Origin of the sequence: Holdemania sp. 1001095H_141210_F2 (genome assembly GCF_015558105.1) — a bacterium.
Classification (GTDB): domain Bacteria; phylum Bacillota_I; class Bacilli_A; order Erysipelotrichales; family Erysipelotrichaceae; genus Holdemania.
On the sequence record NZ_JADNPO010000002.1, the window covers coordinates 87,361 to 102,187 of the forward strand.

23 protein-coding genes are annotated in these 14,827 nt (G+C 38.6%); 1 reads left to right on the forward strand and 22 read right to left on the reverse strand.

Annotated elements, in window-relative coordinates; genetic code table 11:
• Window positions 1-223: 223 nt before the first annotated feature.
• The 5 genes from I2G61_RS01670 to I2G61_RS01690 all read right to left on the reverse strand — a co-directional run bounded on the left by I2G61_RS01670 (window position 224) and on the right by I2G61_RS01690 (window position 2,387).
• Window positions 224-700 carry an ImmA/IrrE family metallo-endopeptidase gene (locus tag I2G61_RS01670; RefSeq protein WP_195547803.1) on the reverse strand — a complete coding sequence of 159 codons (477 nt, stop codon included), beginning with the start codon at window positions 698-700 and terminating at the stop codon, window positions 224-226.
• A complete protein-coding gene (locus I2G61_RS01675) occupies window positions 660-1,106 on the reverse strand; it encodes a helix-turn-helix domain-containing protein (RefSeq protein ID WP_195547804.1) in 447 nt (148 codons plus the stop codon). The genes I2G61_RS01670 and I2G61_RS01675 overlap by 41 nt, the downstream gene beginning before the upstream one ends.
• Window positions 1,107-1,201: 95 nt before the next feature.
• Window positions 1,202-1,405, reverse strand: a complete 204-nt coding sequence (locus I2G61_RS01680; RefSeq protein ID WP_195547805.1) for a hypothetical protein — start codon at window positions 1,403-1,405, stop codon at window positions 1,202-1,204.
• An 11-nt stretch (window positions 1,406-1,416) separates the two neighbouring features.
• Window positions 1,417-2,088, reverse strand: a complete 672-nt coding sequence (locus I2G61_RS16310; protein ID WP_229100639.1) for a Bro-N domain-containing protein — start codon at window positions 2,086-2,088, stop codon at window positions 1,417-1,419.
• A gap of 125 nt (window positions 2,089-2,213) precedes the next feature.
• Window positions 2,214-2,387 (reverse strand): CopG family transcriptional regulator, encoded by a 174-nt coding sequence (locus I2G61_RS01690; RefSeq protein WP_195547806.1) that lies wholly within the window; start codon window positions 2,385-2,387, stop codon window positions 2,214-2,216.
• 427 nt (window positions 2,388-2,814) lie between these two features.
• On the opposite strand from I2G61_RS01690, the gene I2G61_RS01695 reads away from it, so the two are divergent.
• Entirely contained in the window at window positions 2,815-3,393 is a 579-nt protein-coding gene (locus tag I2G61_RS01695; RefSeq protein WP_195547807.1) for a DUF5067 domain-containing protein, read from the forward strand.
• Window positions 3,394-3,441: 48 nt separating this feature from the next.
• Here the strand turns inward: I2G61_RS01695 and I2G61_RS01700 are convergent, their stop codons facing one another.
• The 17 genes from I2G61_RS01700 to I2G61_RS01780 form a co-directional block, all read right to left on the reverse strand.
• Window positions 3,442-4,617 (reverse strand): AAA family ATPase, encoded by a 1,176-nt coding sequence (locus tag I2G61_RS01700; protein ID WP_195547808.1) that lies wholly within the window; start codon window positions 4,615-4,617, stop codon window positions 3,442-3,444.
• A gap of 53 nt (window positions 4,618-4,670) precedes the next feature.
• On the reverse strand, window positions 4,671-5,474 hold the full coding sequence (locus I2G61_RS01705) for a hypothetical protein (RefSeq protein ID WP_195547809.1): 804 nt from the start codon (window positions 5,472-5,474) through the stop codon (window positions 4,671-4,673).
• A gap of 1 nt (window position 5,475) precedes the next feature.
• On the reverse strand, window positions 5,476-5,685 hold the full coding sequence (locus tag I2G61_RS01710) for a hypothetical protein (protein WP_195547810.1): 210 nt from the start codon (window positions 5,683-5,685) through the stop codon (window positions 5,476-5,478).
• A 141-nt stretch (window positions 5,686-5,826) separates the two neighbouring features.
• Window positions 5,827-6,612: an N-acetylmuramoyl-L-alanine amidase gene (locus I2G61_RS01715; protein WP_195547811.1), complete on the reverse strand. Its 786-nt coding sequence runs from the start codon at window positions 6,610-6,612 to the stop codon at window positions 5,827-5,829.
• Window positions 6,612-6,761, reverse strand: a complete 150-nt coding sequence (locus tag I2G61_RS01720; protein ID WP_195547812.1) for a hypothetical protein — start codon at window positions 6,759-6,761, stop codon at window positions 6,612-6,614. The genes I2G61_RS01715 and I2G61_RS01720 overlap by 1 nt, the downstream gene beginning before the upstream one ends.
• Window positions 6,751-7,023 carry a hypothetical protein gene (locus tag I2G61_RS01725; RefSeq protein WP_195547813.1) on the reverse strand — a complete coding sequence of 91 codons (273 nt, stop codon included), beginning with the start codon at window positions 7,021-7,023 and terminating at the stop codon, window positions 6,751-6,753. Before I2G61_RS01725 ends, I2G61_RS01720 begins: the two co-directional genes overlap by 11 nt.
• 11 nt (window positions 7,024-7,034) lie before the next feature.
• Window positions 7,035-7,238: a phage holin gene (locus I2G61_RS01730; RefSeq protein ID WP_195547814.1), complete on the reverse strand. Its 204-nt coding sequence runs from the start codon at window positions 7,236-7,238 to the stop codon at window positions 7,035-7,037.
• A 19-nt stretch (window positions 7,239-7,257) separates the two neighbouring features.
• Window positions 7,258-8,784, reverse strand: coding sequence for a phage tail spike protein (locus I2G61_RS01735; RefSeq protein ID WP_195547815.1), 1,527 nt, complete (start codon window positions 8,782-8,784; stop codon window positions 7,258-7,260).
• A 2-nt stretch (window positions 8,785-8,786) separates the two neighbouring features.
• The gene (locus tag I2G61_RS01740) at window positions 8,787-9,425 is read right to left on the reverse strand and encodes a hypothetical protein (protein ID WP_195547816.1); all 639 of its coding nucleotides are present in this window, start codon (window positions 9,423-9,425) and stop codon (window positions 8,787-8,789) included.
• A complete protein-coding gene (locus I2G61_RS01745) occupies window positions 9,422-11,782 on the reverse strand; it encodes a hypothetical protein (RefSeq protein ID WP_195547817.1) in 2,361 nt (786 codons plus the stop codon). Before I2G61_RS01745 ends, I2G61_RS01740 begins: the two co-directional genes overlap by 4 nt.
• Window positions 11,783-12,076: a hypothetical protein gene (locus tag I2G61_RS01750; RefSeq protein WP_195547818.1), complete on the reverse strand. Its 294-nt coding sequence runs from the start codon at window positions 12,074-12,076 to the stop codon at window positions 11,783-11,785.
• Between the two features lie 14 nt (window positions 12,077-12,090).
• Window positions 12,091-12,486, reverse strand: coding sequence for a hypothetical protein (locus tag I2G61_RS01755; protein WP_195547819.1), 396 nt, complete (start codon window positions 12,484-12,486; stop codon window positions 12,091-12,093).
• Window positions 12,487-12,501: 15 nt separating this feature from the next.
• Complete coding sequence (locus tag I2G61_RS01760) at window positions 12,502-13,116, reverse strand: hypothetical protein (protein WP_195547820.1); 615 nt, start codon at window positions 13,114-13,116, stop codon at window positions 12,502-12,504.
• A gap of 4 nt (window positions 13,117-13,120) precedes the next feature.
• Window positions 13,121-13,486 (reverse strand): hypothetical protein, encoded by a 366-nt coding sequence (locus tag I2G61_RS01765; protein WP_195547821.1) that lies wholly within the window; start codon window positions 13,484-13,486, stop codon window positions 13,121-13,123.
• Window positions 13,483-13,893 carry an HK97 gp10 family phage protein gene (locus I2G61_RS01770; protein WP_195547822.1) on the reverse strand — a complete coding sequence of 137 codons (411 nt, stop codon included), beginning with the start codon at window positions 13,891-13,893 and terminating at the stop codon, window positions 13,483-13,485. The genes I2G61_RS01765 and I2G61_RS01770 overlap by 4 nt, the downstream gene beginning before the upstream one ends.
• Window positions 13,883-14,224: a phage head closure protein gene (locus I2G61_RS01775; protein WP_195547823.1), complete on the reverse strand. Its 342-nt coding sequence runs from the start codon at window positions 14,222-14,224 to the stop codon at window positions 13,883-13,885. Before I2G61_RS01775 ends, I2G61_RS01770 begins: the two co-directional genes overlap by 11 nt.
• Window position 14,225: 1 nt before the next feature.
• Window positions 14,226-14,750, reverse strand: coding sequence for a hypothetical protein (locus I2G61_RS01780; protein ID WP_195547824.1), 525 nt, complete (start codon window positions 14,748-14,750; stop codon window positions 14,226-14,228).
• Window positions 14,751-14,827: the final 77 nt, after the last annotated feature.

Here is a 14,827-nt window from a genome sequence, read left to right on the forward strand (position 1 = left end):
AAACCCTGAACACTAAAATAAGGCTCTATGAAAGGCTTTTTTGACATTGTTCACGGTGTTCACGCACATTTCTATATATTATATATTTTTATTTTTATATAGGGTCTTTCTATTTTTTATAAAATCTTATAAAAAAGGATTTGTTCATGAACAGGGTGAACACCCTTAAAAAGCCTTTTATGAAGCCTTATTTCGCTGTTCACTCTTGTTCACTTGTTCGTGCTTATCGAATCAAAAATTCAAAAATTTCCTTCGGTGATAGTTTGGAAATGTTAAAATCCGCCATTTCATCCAACAAGTCGCATGCGCCTTCGTACTCTTGAAGCGTCAATCCTTGGGACAAACAAACCTTTTCGAAACTGTCATATTCCAACAATTCTGTTGTTCCAAGCAACAATTCTATTGCGAAATTGTTTCCTTCTTTTTCATTCTTGGAATATTCCAATTCGTTTCGCTTTTTCCAAATTACTATTTTTTCATCGTCATTTTTAATCGCATGATATAGCAAATGAGCTACAATGAATTTTCTATCATACCAAATGACATCTTCATTGACATGAATTTGCTTTTGGTTGGCAATTTGCGCGTAATACCCGCGAACATTTCCCAACGGCTCATATGAAAGCGTGATTCCCAAATTCAAAGCTATAACGAACGGGTTATTTGTTTTGTGGTTTTTTATTATTTCCTTTACTAACATTCTGCACCTTCTTTATAAGTCTACCCGTATCAATAGAATTTTGAAGGCTTGCAATAAGAAGTTTTCTTGTTTCTTTATCAAGCGTTTCGCCTTCAAAAACAACGTTGTTTTGGTCGTTTTCTAAATCGTCAATCATTTTCCTTATGATTACGGAAACATCGCTTATATCGTTTGTTTCGCGTCCTTCTTCGGGCGTAGTTAAGTTAGTGTTCCCCAAAAGATAATCAACCGATACGTCAAAATAGTTGGCTAAAAAATTAAGCTTATCCATTGGCGGTTTTATCTTCCCGCGTTCATATTCTCCATATGTAGAACGTTGAACCTTTAACAACTTAGACATTTCTTCTTGGGTCAGCTTTTTTCCGTTGTGGTGCGTTCTTAAATACTTCAATCTTTCTGCAAACATGTTATGTCCCTTCTTTCTTTACCTCATAATAAGCCATTACGAATGGCATTGTCAATTAAAATGTTATTTACCCAATGAAAAAAGCAACGATTTTGTTATCGTTGCTCATATCCGGCTTTAAATCCGCGTTCCATCCAGATTGATTCAATTGTAGTGATTAAATCACTTAATTCATCAGCGTATTGTGAACCAATCATTTTCAAGAAGTTCTTTTCAAGTGCGTTCGTTTCCTTCTCTGCCTGTGCTGTTTCAAAGCTGTTGTCGTTGTTCATAAATTTTTCAAATGTCATGTTATTCATTCTCGCTTTCTTTATCCCAAAACATAAAACCCTGTCAATTTTCCATTTACTCGATGACGCTTGACAACTGCGCCCGTGATTTTTCTGACTTCTTTTGAGAAATTACAAAGCGATAATGGAATGATTTTATTTGTTTTGCAATATGACTTGTAGTTGTCATATATTTGTTGTGTCGGTACTCCGACAAGTTGTTCATCCTCAATATAAGCTAAATAGCCGCTGACCGAAGTGTTTGAAGCTGGTTGAATTCGAATCGGCTTATTGATTTCAAATAATGTCATCAACGCGTCGACCGCTTTAGTGTTCTTGCATTTGGAAATCAAGCCCGCCAATTCGAATTTGTCACGGTTGTTCAATCCAAATGTCCCCGTTCTTCGAATGCTTGGCAATACTTCTGACGTAACCCACCGTTTGAACTCTTTCGCCTGTGGCAACTTACTTGACAAAATAAGTGCATACAAACCGGATTCGTTAATTAGTGTCATTTCTTGCGTTCTTCCGAGATTATCGGTGACGCCCTGTTTTAGGGCGTCATCTCTATCGACGTGCATTGCAATTGCATTTTGTGTTTTCAAATACCCTAACACTTCCGCAACGTCTTTGCCAACGAACCACGGTTCATCGTCGATGATTACACTTCTCACGTTGTTGTTTTTGAAGCTGAACACTTTTAATTCATTCATTTTTTTCTCCTCATCAACTTTCCATTGAAAACCAAGGACAAATAATATAGAATAAATTAGTCCTTGGTACATGTTGTCAAGGGTTTAAATGTAAGAAGTGAATGTTCGATTTGGTCGTTGGAAGTTCACTTCTTTTTATTTTCTAAAAACTCAATAATCCAATTTCGAATCAATGTTGACTTTTCGGCATTGATTTTTTCACATTCTTTTGTGAATTCGTCATATAAATCGTTTTCCATTTTTACGGTTAATTTACGAATTTTTGGATTCTCGCTTTTAGGTCTACCCATCTTCGCCATTTCGTCACCGTCCTTTCTAATGGATAGACAGCCGCTTGACATGTTTCATTATACTTTTGGTACGTACCAAAAGTCAAGCACATTTTTTTTAATATTCTATTAATTTGTGACAACAAAATATTTGCGTCAACGGTTGTCTATTCACAATGTCATTATACGCCATTTTAAATGGCAATGTCAAAACATTTCGATATAAAAATAGAGAACCTTTCAATTTCAGGTTCCCTATTTCTTAAAATAACTTTACCTAACATTCAGTTTGATTTATCACATTACATTTTAACTGTCGTGCAAAAAAATTATAGCACAATAATTAAAAGTTTTGACAATAATTTCAAAAATAATACGATTCCAATAATCCTTGATTGATTTTTACGGGGGGGGGGGTATAATTAGATATGTAAAATTATGGAAAGGATATATTATAATGAAGAACTTAAAAAAAATTATGTCGTTGGTTTTAGTGGGGTTATTATGCTTCGGGGTGATGGGTTGTTCTAGTGATAATTCTTCCGAACCGACCGAAGAACCAAAAGTCGAAGAAAGCACGCCGACCGAAGAACCAAAAGTCGAAGAAAGCACGCCGACCGAAGAACTAAAAGTCGAAGAAACGAAAAAGGGGAAAGTTGACAACATTAATGTCGATAATAGCGAAGGAACGCTTACATATGTAAAACATGAACTAGTAAAAGATTACGAAGGTAAAGATTCTATTTTGGTATATTATGATTATACCAACAAACAAGATGAAACTAGTTACGCAGATAGGATATTCAGACCACAAGCGTTCCAAAACGGCGTTGAATGCGATTTTACAGTATTGTCGGACGACCACGAAGAATATTCCAACATTTATAAAGAAATTCAAAAAGGCACTACTTTAACCGTCGCATACATTTGGTTATTATCCGACACGACAAACCCCGTCACTATTAAAGTAACAGACCAATCTAGCGAAAACTTATTCAAAAACGTTTGGCAAGAACAAGAATTGCAATTGAATTAAAAGCACTCGCGTTGAAAAATAAAAATGACATTTAAAATGTCATTTTTCTTATAATAATTTTCGCAATGCACTTGTGTATTTGTCATTCGACGACATTTCACTTGCAATAATTTTTATGTCGTCTTTTCTCAATCCCTTTGTCAATGATATTTGTAACGCCTTTGGTAATTCAAACACGTTTTCAAGTTTCGCGATTCGTTCCAATGAACGATAAGTGAATAAACACCGTATTCCACATTTGTTTGTTACCCTTCTAAAGTTATGTGCGAATTCGCAAAGTTCTTCATTGTTGTTTGTTACGGCTTTTTCGATTGCCGGTGAATATCCGATTTCAATTAATGCGAATCGGTCAAGCGATGACGCGTCAAGCTGAAAACGTCCAGTATATTCAATATCAGCGCCCGTTCCGCATGTGTTCCCCGCGCTGATAATTCTGAAATTCGGGTGCGCTTCAACTTTTCCAATTGGAAAATCAAAATATCTGTTTGCGATTGCGCTGTTCAAAATAATAAGTGTTTCAGGAATTGAACCGTCCATTTCATCAAGGAAGAACAATCCGCCTTGTGTAAAAGCTTTGTAGAACTGTGTTTCGTGAAAGATTCCGTTCGCGTCGATGAATCCTTTCAATTGAAATTCCTGTGTGACGGCGTTCGTGAAGTAAAAGTCTAAACCCAAGGATTCCGCAACCTGTTTGCAAATAACGTTCTTCCCCGTTCCAGCTTGTCCCGTCAAGAATACCGGAATATCAAGATTTACAAGATTCAAAACGTCGTCAAACCGTTCATGAACAACCCCTTGAACTTCATGTGTTCCGCTTGGTGTCACGACCTCGTGTCTTTGTGGTAACACCCCGAATTCATCAACAATATGTTTTTCCAATAACGGTTTGGCATATTCGACGATTTGGTCAACCGACTGTTTCGCTAAAACTTCAACCAATATTTCTTCAAGTTTTCCGCCAAGTCCGGTCGGTTGCGGGGTTGGTGTCTGACCTTGGAACATTTTTGAAACTTCTTCAAACTTTTCTAGTGCTTCGTCCAAATTGCCGGTATATTCACTTCTTAAATTTGGATATAACGGACGTTGTGAACTGTCACTTACGCATTTCCAATTCGAATCATAGATTCTATTTTGGAACATGATTTTAATGTCTTTTGTCCCATTTTTAATGTCCTTTTCTTCTGCAACTAAAGCGATTCTTTCACATGTTTTTAAAATAATCATTTTTTCATTTTCTCCCTTTATCTAATAATGACATTCCCATTTAAAATGGCATTTTATTTTAAATTGAAACTATCAATAATTTTGTTAACCTCATAGTCAAACGAACGCGTCTTTGATAAATTCAGAAACACTTCATCTTTTTCAAGTAAATATTTTTCAATTTCCTTTTCGTTGCGGGTTTGTGAACCATACCCAAACGCCCATTCTTCATTTCTCAATCCTTGACACGTTTCTAACCATTTAAAGCCGATTCTACGAAACATTGACGGGTGGGCTATCGGGAAACACAATTTTTGCAAATCCAAATGTTCCCGATAGTCTTTTAGGTCAACTGTTCCGAACGCTCGTTCTTCGCCCTCTCTTGCACAATAGAAAGCAATCCTTAATTTGACGCGCACACCTTGAAGTTCAAGCGAATTAATAACCCCTAAAATCGCAATTCCTGAACGAATGAATTCTTCTGAATCTGTTCCGCAATTTTCAGTTATACAATAACAAATTGACATCGCTTTTGTTTTCTGCGGTTGCGATTTTGTCAATATCATAGAATTTGGCAGTCCCAAGATAGCGTTCGGAACGTGTGGCGCATATCCGATGACGTTTGTAATTACTTGCCGACGATTAATTGTTGCATTTGCTTTGATTGGTTGATTCATCGCAATTTTGATTTTGTCTAATACTTCTGTATATCCAAATTGATATAATTTCTTGGCTTCGTCATAAGAATGAGTTTTTGTAAAACTATAATCGCCCATCCGACTTGCGTTTTCACTTCTCATAACGCGATTATTGGGACGCGATTCAATTGTTCGAATCATGTCGTCGATTGACTTGAAGTGTTCTTTTATAACATTCATCTTATTTACCCATTGTTATATTTGCTTGTGTTTCAAAAGCTTGCACTCCAGCGTGCGTCATTAACAGTGTTTTTACCGTTATCCGAACAATATCGTCGCTCAATTCTTTTTTTCTGGTTTCGGTTTTAATGATTTTACAATAATCAAATTCACTCATGTACTTTTCTAATCTTTTTTGATGATAAGCCAAAACTTTTTCTTCAACGTTCATTTTCTCTTCCTCTTTTCTTCAAGCCATTTATAATGGCAAATACATTATATTCCATTTTTGATGGCATTTCAACAATTATTTTGCTATTTTTGACATTTTAAATGGCAAAAGAAAAGAACCCGCCTTGTCGGCGGGTGTGTTTTACAATAATTTGTTTACAATTTTTTGAATTGCGTTGTAGTCATAACCGGTATTTGTAAGCCGCTTCTTTCGTTCTTCCCCATTTCCCCATAAACCTTCAATCACTTCTTTTGCGATTTGTTCATTGGTCTTTCTTACGGGGTAAACTTGTGCGCCTTTGTAATCATAAACTTTATAGCCGGAATTCCCATCGCATAATTTTTTTGCTTTTTCTAAATCCTTAAACGCTCCAATCTGCGAATTAATATCATTCCAAGATTTCCGAACACGATATAGTTCACCTGTGGTCGGCGTATTCAGCGCGGACAACTCCTTTTGAACCATTGCCAAGAAACGTTCCCACCCCAAATCAATTGTTCTGTGTGGGCAACGCTTGCCGCTGTAATCTTGATGTTTGGTGACTTTGTTCATGCCCCAACCGTATTGTTTTAAAAGCATGGCGAGAAGCTTTGCGGCGTTTTGTTCGGATTTCGTGAAGCGTGTCCCACCGCTTTTTGAATAACAAATTTCAATCGCGATTCCTTGACGGTTTCCAATCCCCTTTAAACCGTCGCCAGCGTGCCACGCGTTCCGATTCAACGGGATTCCCTGAACCGCGCGTGTGTCATCGACGGCGTAATGATAAGAAGTTTTATTGTTATTCCCTAACATATAGGAAATTTCATTCATTGCCGACGCGTCATTTGCCGTGTTATGAACAACAATTCTTGTGGGTGTCATAGCATACGGGCATTTGACGGAATATTTGCTTGTCGGGCATTTTACGACTGTAATTGGTAGGGACATTATTTTTCACCCCCGATTCCATCGGTCATTTTGTTTGACCAATCGTTTTCGGGATTTTCCAAAGTGATTTTGGCTTTGGCTTCATCGAATTCGACGATTTCAGAACCTTCTAACATGCTAATTTGTCCATTGTCTTTTTCAATCTCCATGTTCGTTTCTCCCTTCCAACTGACCAATTCTTAATTCGTGTAAATCAAGAATTTTTTCGTTGTTTGACTGTCTTCTGTTTAATTCGTCAATTTCTTTGCCGTGGTTCTCAATTCGCTTGTCTTGAACATCGTTTTGTTTCATCATGTTTTCAAAATTCGAATTCAAACGAACCAAATTGCTATTGAGTTTGAGTAAAGGAGTGACAATCGTAATAAGCGTCACAACCAATCCCAATCCGGCAATAATGTTTCCGTCTGTCACTTCATATCACCTTAATTCGATTTTTTATATTGATTCGTTGAAATCATCAATAACGCCCCTAAGAAAGTATCAACCGCCGTGATTGTTCCGACAATTTCTTCACCATAAGGGAATCCCCAAATTCCAGCCAGTGCAAAATATAAGGTTGCTACTGACGGAAGAACAATCTGCGCGACATACTTCAAAATGTCATAAGTCTTGTTGGTTAATTTCATAAAAACTCCTCTCTTTCTTTTAATTTATTAAAAAAGAAACACCGTTTAAACAAAGGGATGTTCGCGCGACACTTGTTGTTTTGGCGTAATCTGTTATTACGCCGTTTTCTCCAACTTGAATGTTCGCAAACTCTTGTTGACTCAACGAACATGCGAAACGGTTGTATTGTCCGGCTGGTCTGTACCCTTCGGGCAATTCTCCAATCGTTGTTCCTGCGCTGGTCATTGCGTCAAGTAATCCCCTTAAATAAACGACATTTCCAATTTTTCTGTATTGTGGTTTATCCGTTTCATTTTGAAACGACCACCCCGTTTTCAAAGACAAATCAATCCAATCACTATCTGCAATTTTTGCTTCCAATTGTGATTGTTCTTCCTTTGTTGCGTATTCTGTCGAAACAGTTTTGACGATTTCCACCGCGACCGTTTCAATTTTCGTTGCCAATCGTCGTTCGGTTTCCGAAACTGCTTTTGAATTTTGTTCCGTGAATGTCTTGAAGCTTGAACCCAACGTCAACTTGTCGTTTTGTGGTCTTAACAAATCCAATGACATTTTGGAAACTAAAAAATAAGCGTTTAAATTGTGCGGCTTGCTTTTAACCTTGACGTTGCTTCCAAGTTCAAACGCTCCGACTTCTTTATTCACATAAGATAAGTCAACGGCATTCAACGTGATTGAACCCGACAACTGAATTGCGTTCGCCAAATATTCTTTGCCTTTTCGCAATAGATTTTCCGGTTCGGTTACGTCTTCCCATATTTCAGTTTTATATATTTTTCCATACAAATTTTGTGCTTCTTGGTCAACCAAATAGTCAACGCCGCCGTTCACGCTTTCGATTGTCAATCTTAACCCCGTGTCGTTGCCTTCTTCGTCGTTTATGCTTGTCCCCAACGGAATCACACCCGTTATGAGTTCGTCGCCCTTGATGACCTTTTCGAAATCAATCATGTTCTTTCCGAATTCGATTTCTTGTGTTATAACTCCCTCAAGTTCGGCTAAATAATCAATATAAACGCCGTCTTCTTCGTGACGTACAATCAAATACCCGCCCAAAGGTTCAATCAATTTTTCGTTGATGGATTCCCATGTGTTCAAATATTGGGTGTCGCTCCGGTTAATATAGTCATTGGGGTCAACGACCGTAACACGTCCCACCCTGAATTGATGTTCCGCGTCGACCTGTGCGTTGTGGTTTTGAATGAATTGAGTGAATAAACCTTCGACATTTCCTTGCCAAGTGTAAGGACGTTGAATTGAATCAATCAGGAAAGCCAATTCACCTTCACAAATAACTTGCTTTTCGTTATAAAAACCTTGTGTGTCGTTCAAAATGCGACCGCAGAAAATAAGTTTTTTGTCGCGGTACACTTTCACAATCGGTTTTAATTTCTTCAAGCTGTCAAAACGTGGGTGGTTGGGGTATATGGTGAATTGAAAAGAACTCACCTTGTTCAACTCCAAGTCCAATCTTGGGTCATACAATTTGAGTTCTTCACGTTTACCATCATATAAAAGGAAGTTATCACAATATACTTTATACATTGTCATAGCCCCCTTTCCTGATATTCAATTGTTAACGTTGCGTTCCCTTCGACTGTCAAAAAGTTTTTTCCGGCAACAAAGACAACATCGTCAAGCGTATATTCCCCCGAATCAATTTGATACACTTGATTTTCAAAAGTAATCTTCAACGCTCCGGTCGACTTGAAGACGGGAACAACACTTTTTCTTAAATTGATTAAAACAAATTCACTTTTTTCAACGATTTGTTTTGTCACGACCGTTAAATATTTTTTGTATTTGTACGGTTCACAATCGCATTCAATAGTTATCTTTCCGACGTTCTTATTACTTTTCCATTGGCTCACGTTTACACGTCCCATATAGTAAAAGTCTTCATCGTCAACAATGATTTTCATGAACTTTCCGTGAATCGCGTTTTGAAGTTTCGAAAATGCCGTGTCAAAATCTCCGTAAGCAATATTTAACGTGGTAAATTCAAACTTCAATTTTCGGTTGTCATACTTTGGTTCTCCGAAATATTCTGTTAAATCCAACACCCCGTCCATTCCGTCGTTTTTAACGATTATTGACTTAACCTTTGGTGTTGGAATTGTCTTTTTGGATAAAACCAAGGAAAAGTCACGGAACGAATGAAATTCCCCAAAAGTTACACCTTTCATCGTCCGCGCCCCCTTCCTTTGTTGATTTCTCCAAGTGTCGTGTCGATTCTTGGCGCTAATCTTGCAACCAATGTCCCATCATCCAATACAATTGGTCTGTCGATTCCTTCGACAATTTGCGGCATAAAGTCACTTAACATGTCGATAAGTTTTTGAATATAATATGCGTTGTTTGCATTTTCTTCGCGAACCGCTGTTCTGACGTAGTCTAACAAGACACTAATCGGCGTGACGGCTTCCGCACCAGCTTCCCCAACGCCTTTCAATCCTTGTGCCGTCGGAAAAATAGTCGGATTGTCAAAAATTCCGCCTTTCGCGTACCAATCAACGCCAAAGCTTGGAACACTTGGCGGCATTAAACTAAATTCGCCACTAATCCAAACATGCGGAAGCTTTAAATGTGGTAAGCTCCATTCAAATTTGAAAAAGCCTTTAATTGCTTCAATCGTGTTATGAACAATATTTTTCGCGTTTTCAATCGTTGTTTTTATTGTGTTTTTAATGTCGTTCCACACTTTAGTTGTCGTGTTCTTGATGTTGTTCCATACGTTCGAAACGGTTGTTTGTATACTTTCAAATACATTTGAAACAGTCATCGCGATACCTTGTAAAACGCCTGAAACAATGTTCCAGATAGTCGTCCAAAGTTCGGAAACACTTGTATAAAAACCCATCCAAATTTCATCAAGAAATAACTTAATCGAATTAAAAGAATTTAAGATGAAATCGCCAATTGTAGTCACAATCGTTGTAACAAATGAAGAAATGGATTCCCAAGCCGCCGTGAAAGCTATTGAAATTTCTTCCATTACGGTTGAAATTGTGGTGCTGATAAATTCCATTCCAACGTTGACAGCGTTTTGAATAGCTTCCCACGCACCGGAAACGGCTGATTTAATTCCTTCCCAAAGACCAATCCAGAAATTGCGGAACGCTTCCGACTGATTCCACAAAACAACAAAGATGGCAATCAATGCCGCAATCGCAGTAATAACCAATGCAATTGGATTCGCGGACATGACGGCATTCAACGCGGCTTGCGCCTTTGCCATTCCAGCTTGTGCCAACTGTGCCAATGTCATTTTCCCCGTGAACAATGCAATAATGGTTTCACCAAGCTTCAGCGTTCCATTCAATGCCGCTTGTGCCATTTGCGCGCCGGTTGCATTTCTTGAAAATAACGCAACTTGAACCGCCGCCGTTTGGAATCCCTGAATCATGGTTTGAATCGCCGTACCGACTTTAAAACTCCCCCATACGACGATTAAAGCACCGATTGATTGCACTATTAAGTCAATGTTATCCGCCAATTTATAAAGACCTTCTTCAATTGCCCAACTTGCTTCACGGAACATGTCCATCGCCGTTTTATTTTCATCAATTTTCGGAAGTAAATCACCCAACGGGGAAAATAAATTAATCACCGAATCCGTTACGTTTTTGAGTGCTTCCCAAACCGCTCCAAGCGCTGGGGCATAAACTTCGCGCCAAAATTCCCCAAGGTCTGAAACAATCGGTTTTAATTTTTCAAGACCTGCGCTTGCCTTGTCGACAAGCCCGGATAATTTATCCATTGCCGGAAGGACAATATTTTGAAGAATGGGTTCGCCGATTTCCGCTTTGAACTGTCGCCATTTTTCATTCAAGTTGGCTTGAACGTTGGCGTATTGGTCGGCTTCTTTTGCGGCTTGTCCTGTTGCTCCCGACATTGCAAACATTTCTTTTGCATACTCTAAACGGGTTGCTTGTTTCCGTGCTTCATCTAAGCTCGCCCATTCTTTCGTTTCACTTACGATTCCGTTTTTGATAGCGTATGAAGCTAATTGGGTATCATTCGCGAATAAGCCAATTGCTTCACCGCCTTCATACGAACCGTTGATGAATGAGTTCAACGCACTGACCGAATCTTCTAACGACTTATCCCAAAACGCCGAAGCGTCACTTGCCAACAACAAACCGTCACTAGCAAGTGTTGTCGCTTCGTCGATGTCATATCCCAAGCCTTTAAATTTCGCCGTCAGCGATGTCATATGACCGGTTAACCGTGTGTTTACAACGCCCGTTTTGTCGGCGATTTCGTCAAGCTTGGTTTGGGCGTTATCGGAATAATCACCCATAATCTGTTCAAACGCTGAAACTTCGGCGCTCACTGTCGCGGACGCGTCAACAATTGCTTTTCCAAAATCAACGATTTTGTCAACTGCGAAATAAGTCATGACCGCTGTCCCGATTTTCTTAAATGCCGAAGTCATTCTTGATTCGCCGTGTTCGGCATGCTCCGCGGTTTGGTCAATGTCGTTTTGTGTTTCGTCAACTCCCCTTAACCCGATTGTGCCGAATAACCTAAATAATTCCATTTATTCACCCCCTTGATTGTTCTGCGGGTTGAAATTATTTAAGATTTCAAATGATTCTTTTATCGTTGTTTCAACATTTTGATTGTCAACGTCGGCAATTTCCTTGCTTTCGAAAACCAATTTCTTAAAGTCGTCAAAGCTTTTATCGAATACCTTGTGAATCCAAACGTCATGAATTTTTTCATCGTTTTGAATGTCTATCAACTCCAAGATAAATTCAAGGAATCTTCCCGTTGTAATCATGTTGTCAAGTAATAAAAAAGGATTTGCGTATCTTTTGAATAGCAAATCCATAAATTTGATGTCCCCTACTTGAACAATTTTGAAACAACCCCAAAAAAATCTTTGAATTCTTCTTTCTGGATAACGTCGACAATCATTTCAAAGAAAGTGACCATGGACATCGTTTCAATCTCTTTCCTTTTCAAATTACTAATCGAAGTTAAAAAATCAAAGATTTCATTTTCGCACTTGGCAATGTTGGAAGTGACAATTGAAGCAATTTCAAAGGCGATATTCACGCCCACGATTGACGCTAATTTGTCCCCTTTGACTTCCCCTTGTTCGTTCACAATTTCTTTAATAAGTTGCGGGTCAAAACATTTCTTGAATTCATTGATTCCAAATTTCGAAATAATTTTGAACATGGGGAACACGTCTTTTGCCTGCAATTCCCTTAATGTGTATGGTTTTGTATCAGTCATGTTCTATATCTCCCTCTATGCTTTCGTTTCTAAAAGTCGGCTCGGTGTCGGATAATAAATATGATAAGGTAATGTGTCACATTCCGGCGTTAATTCCGCGTAACATTCAAAAGTTGCTTTCAAGACAACATTTTCTTTGTTCTTACCTTCAATTTCAAATCCGCTTGTACATAACGCATTGTCAAACACAATGATGATTGGTTTTCCTTCCAAGGTTTTTCCAACATACGCAAGATTTTTGATATAGTCGCCTTCTTCAATTCGTGCTTTTGAAGTGATTTCGCTATATCCTGTTTTGTCGCTCGATTCGCTTTCCTGACCAATTAATGTCATTTTCAATGTTTCCGGTGTTACTTCGACCATGTTTGTTTCCATTGTCGCCGTTTCGCCGACCTTCTGAACTAATCCTTTGACCTTGACCAATGCCCCATCAACTTCGACGTCCATTAATTCCGGTTTGATTGTCACTTTCGTTCCGCCGCTTGTTGCACCAATCAACGATTCTTCAAAGTTCCATTTGTTCGTTTCAAACGTCAACCCCTTGTGAATCGTTCCCGCTCCAAGCATGATGTTTTTTGGTGTTCTTTCTGTGATTCCACTTGATTTGAATTCTTCACCTAATGCCGCCATATTTTCACACCTTCCATTCTTTCACTTGTAAATTAATTTGAATTCGTTTCAGTTCCGCGTTATCCGTTGGAACTGTAAATGAATTCATATAAAAAACCGCAATTCCATTGCCGTTCGGCAAAATCGCGGTTTTATTAAATGCTTTTTCTATTTTTTCTTTTACACTTTCCAATTCCAACATTGAGTTTCGTGTCGTCCCCGTCAAAATAAATGTGGTTTCGAATTGCCCGTCTTCATTCTCTCCACCAACTTCATTGTATTCACCGACAAAATAAGGATAAGGAACGGGCGTTGTCGTCCATTGCCCGAATTCATAATTGGTCAATGACGACAAGACTTGGTTGACATATTTCAACGTTTCAATCGTCATTGCATTTGCTCCTTTAACTTTTCGGTTAACACTCTGGCGATAATGCCTTTCTTTGAATCAATCGCCTTTTGTAATGCTCTTGTGGGGGTCTTTCCCCGTGTGAAATGCCATTTCCCGTGAATGTCTTTGTACTTCCAACCGCCTTTTCGACCGTCACCGTGAATCGCATATTCACCTGTTCCAAATTCTTCCCAAATCGCATTTTGTAAAGGATTACCGACAACCGCCGTGAATTTTTGTTCGTCGACAATGTGTGTCCAATTCGATTTCGTTTGTGAAGTGTCAACACGGGTATTGCGTTTGACTTGGGCTTCAAGTTCTCCGCTTGCTTCTTCAAGGAAATTTAAAATTCCTTGATTCAAAGCATTAATCACACGCATTCTGTTATCTTCAAATTCAACCGACATTTTGACCACCGATATATTTCAAATAGATTTCCAAGTGCTGATTCAAATTCATTGGGTCATCAATCAACATGACATCGTAATTGTCATCATTGACAATAATTCTGCTGTTTTCTGTCTTAACTCGCTTGTCAAGTTCGACATAATCACAAATAAAAACGTGGGTTGATTCTTGAATTTTCGCGTTGTAATTCGTATATTTCGAATCCCCGCCCGATAAATCAAGAAAGCCCCGAAGCGTGTTGACTGTTTCCCATTTCGGGATTGCTTCACCAATTTCATTTTTAACCGTTGTTTTGATTTGAACCAATGCGTCGATGTTTCCATCAATCATGTTAGAATCTCGCCTTCTTATACGGTTCTAAAAAGCCAATCAACGATTTTGGATAACCTATTGTCGAATTGTCGCCGTCCATGTTGAAGTAGGTTACGGAATGACGCGAAATGGTTTCACTTTGAATTCCGACTTTGTCACGGTTTCCAAGTTCCCATTTCAGCATGTTCACAACGCCCATTTTAACGTCATACGGGTATTTTATCTTCGTAATGAGTATTTCATCTTCATCAATCAAAACGTCGCTTAGAACGCAAGTTTGAGCGTCACACGACATAATCGTATAAATCCCGTCGTTGTATTTTGATTGTGATATTTCAACGGTGTCATTTTCTTTCAATAACGGGGTCGAAAGTTTTAATTTTCCGTCGCTTACACTCGCCACGAATCGAATATTCTTTTGTTGGAATTTGTTGTTGGTGTATTTGCGAATAAGCAATTCCAACGCTTGAAGTCTTGCTTCAAGCGTGGAATCATCTTCATTCGTTTTGATATATTTTTTGAGTTCATCGACCGTCATAATCACGGCAATTCACCCCCTTTTATTTCAACGCCTTTGTGCGTCTTAGCGTTGTTCCGACTTTTGCATTCTGCACGGCTTCT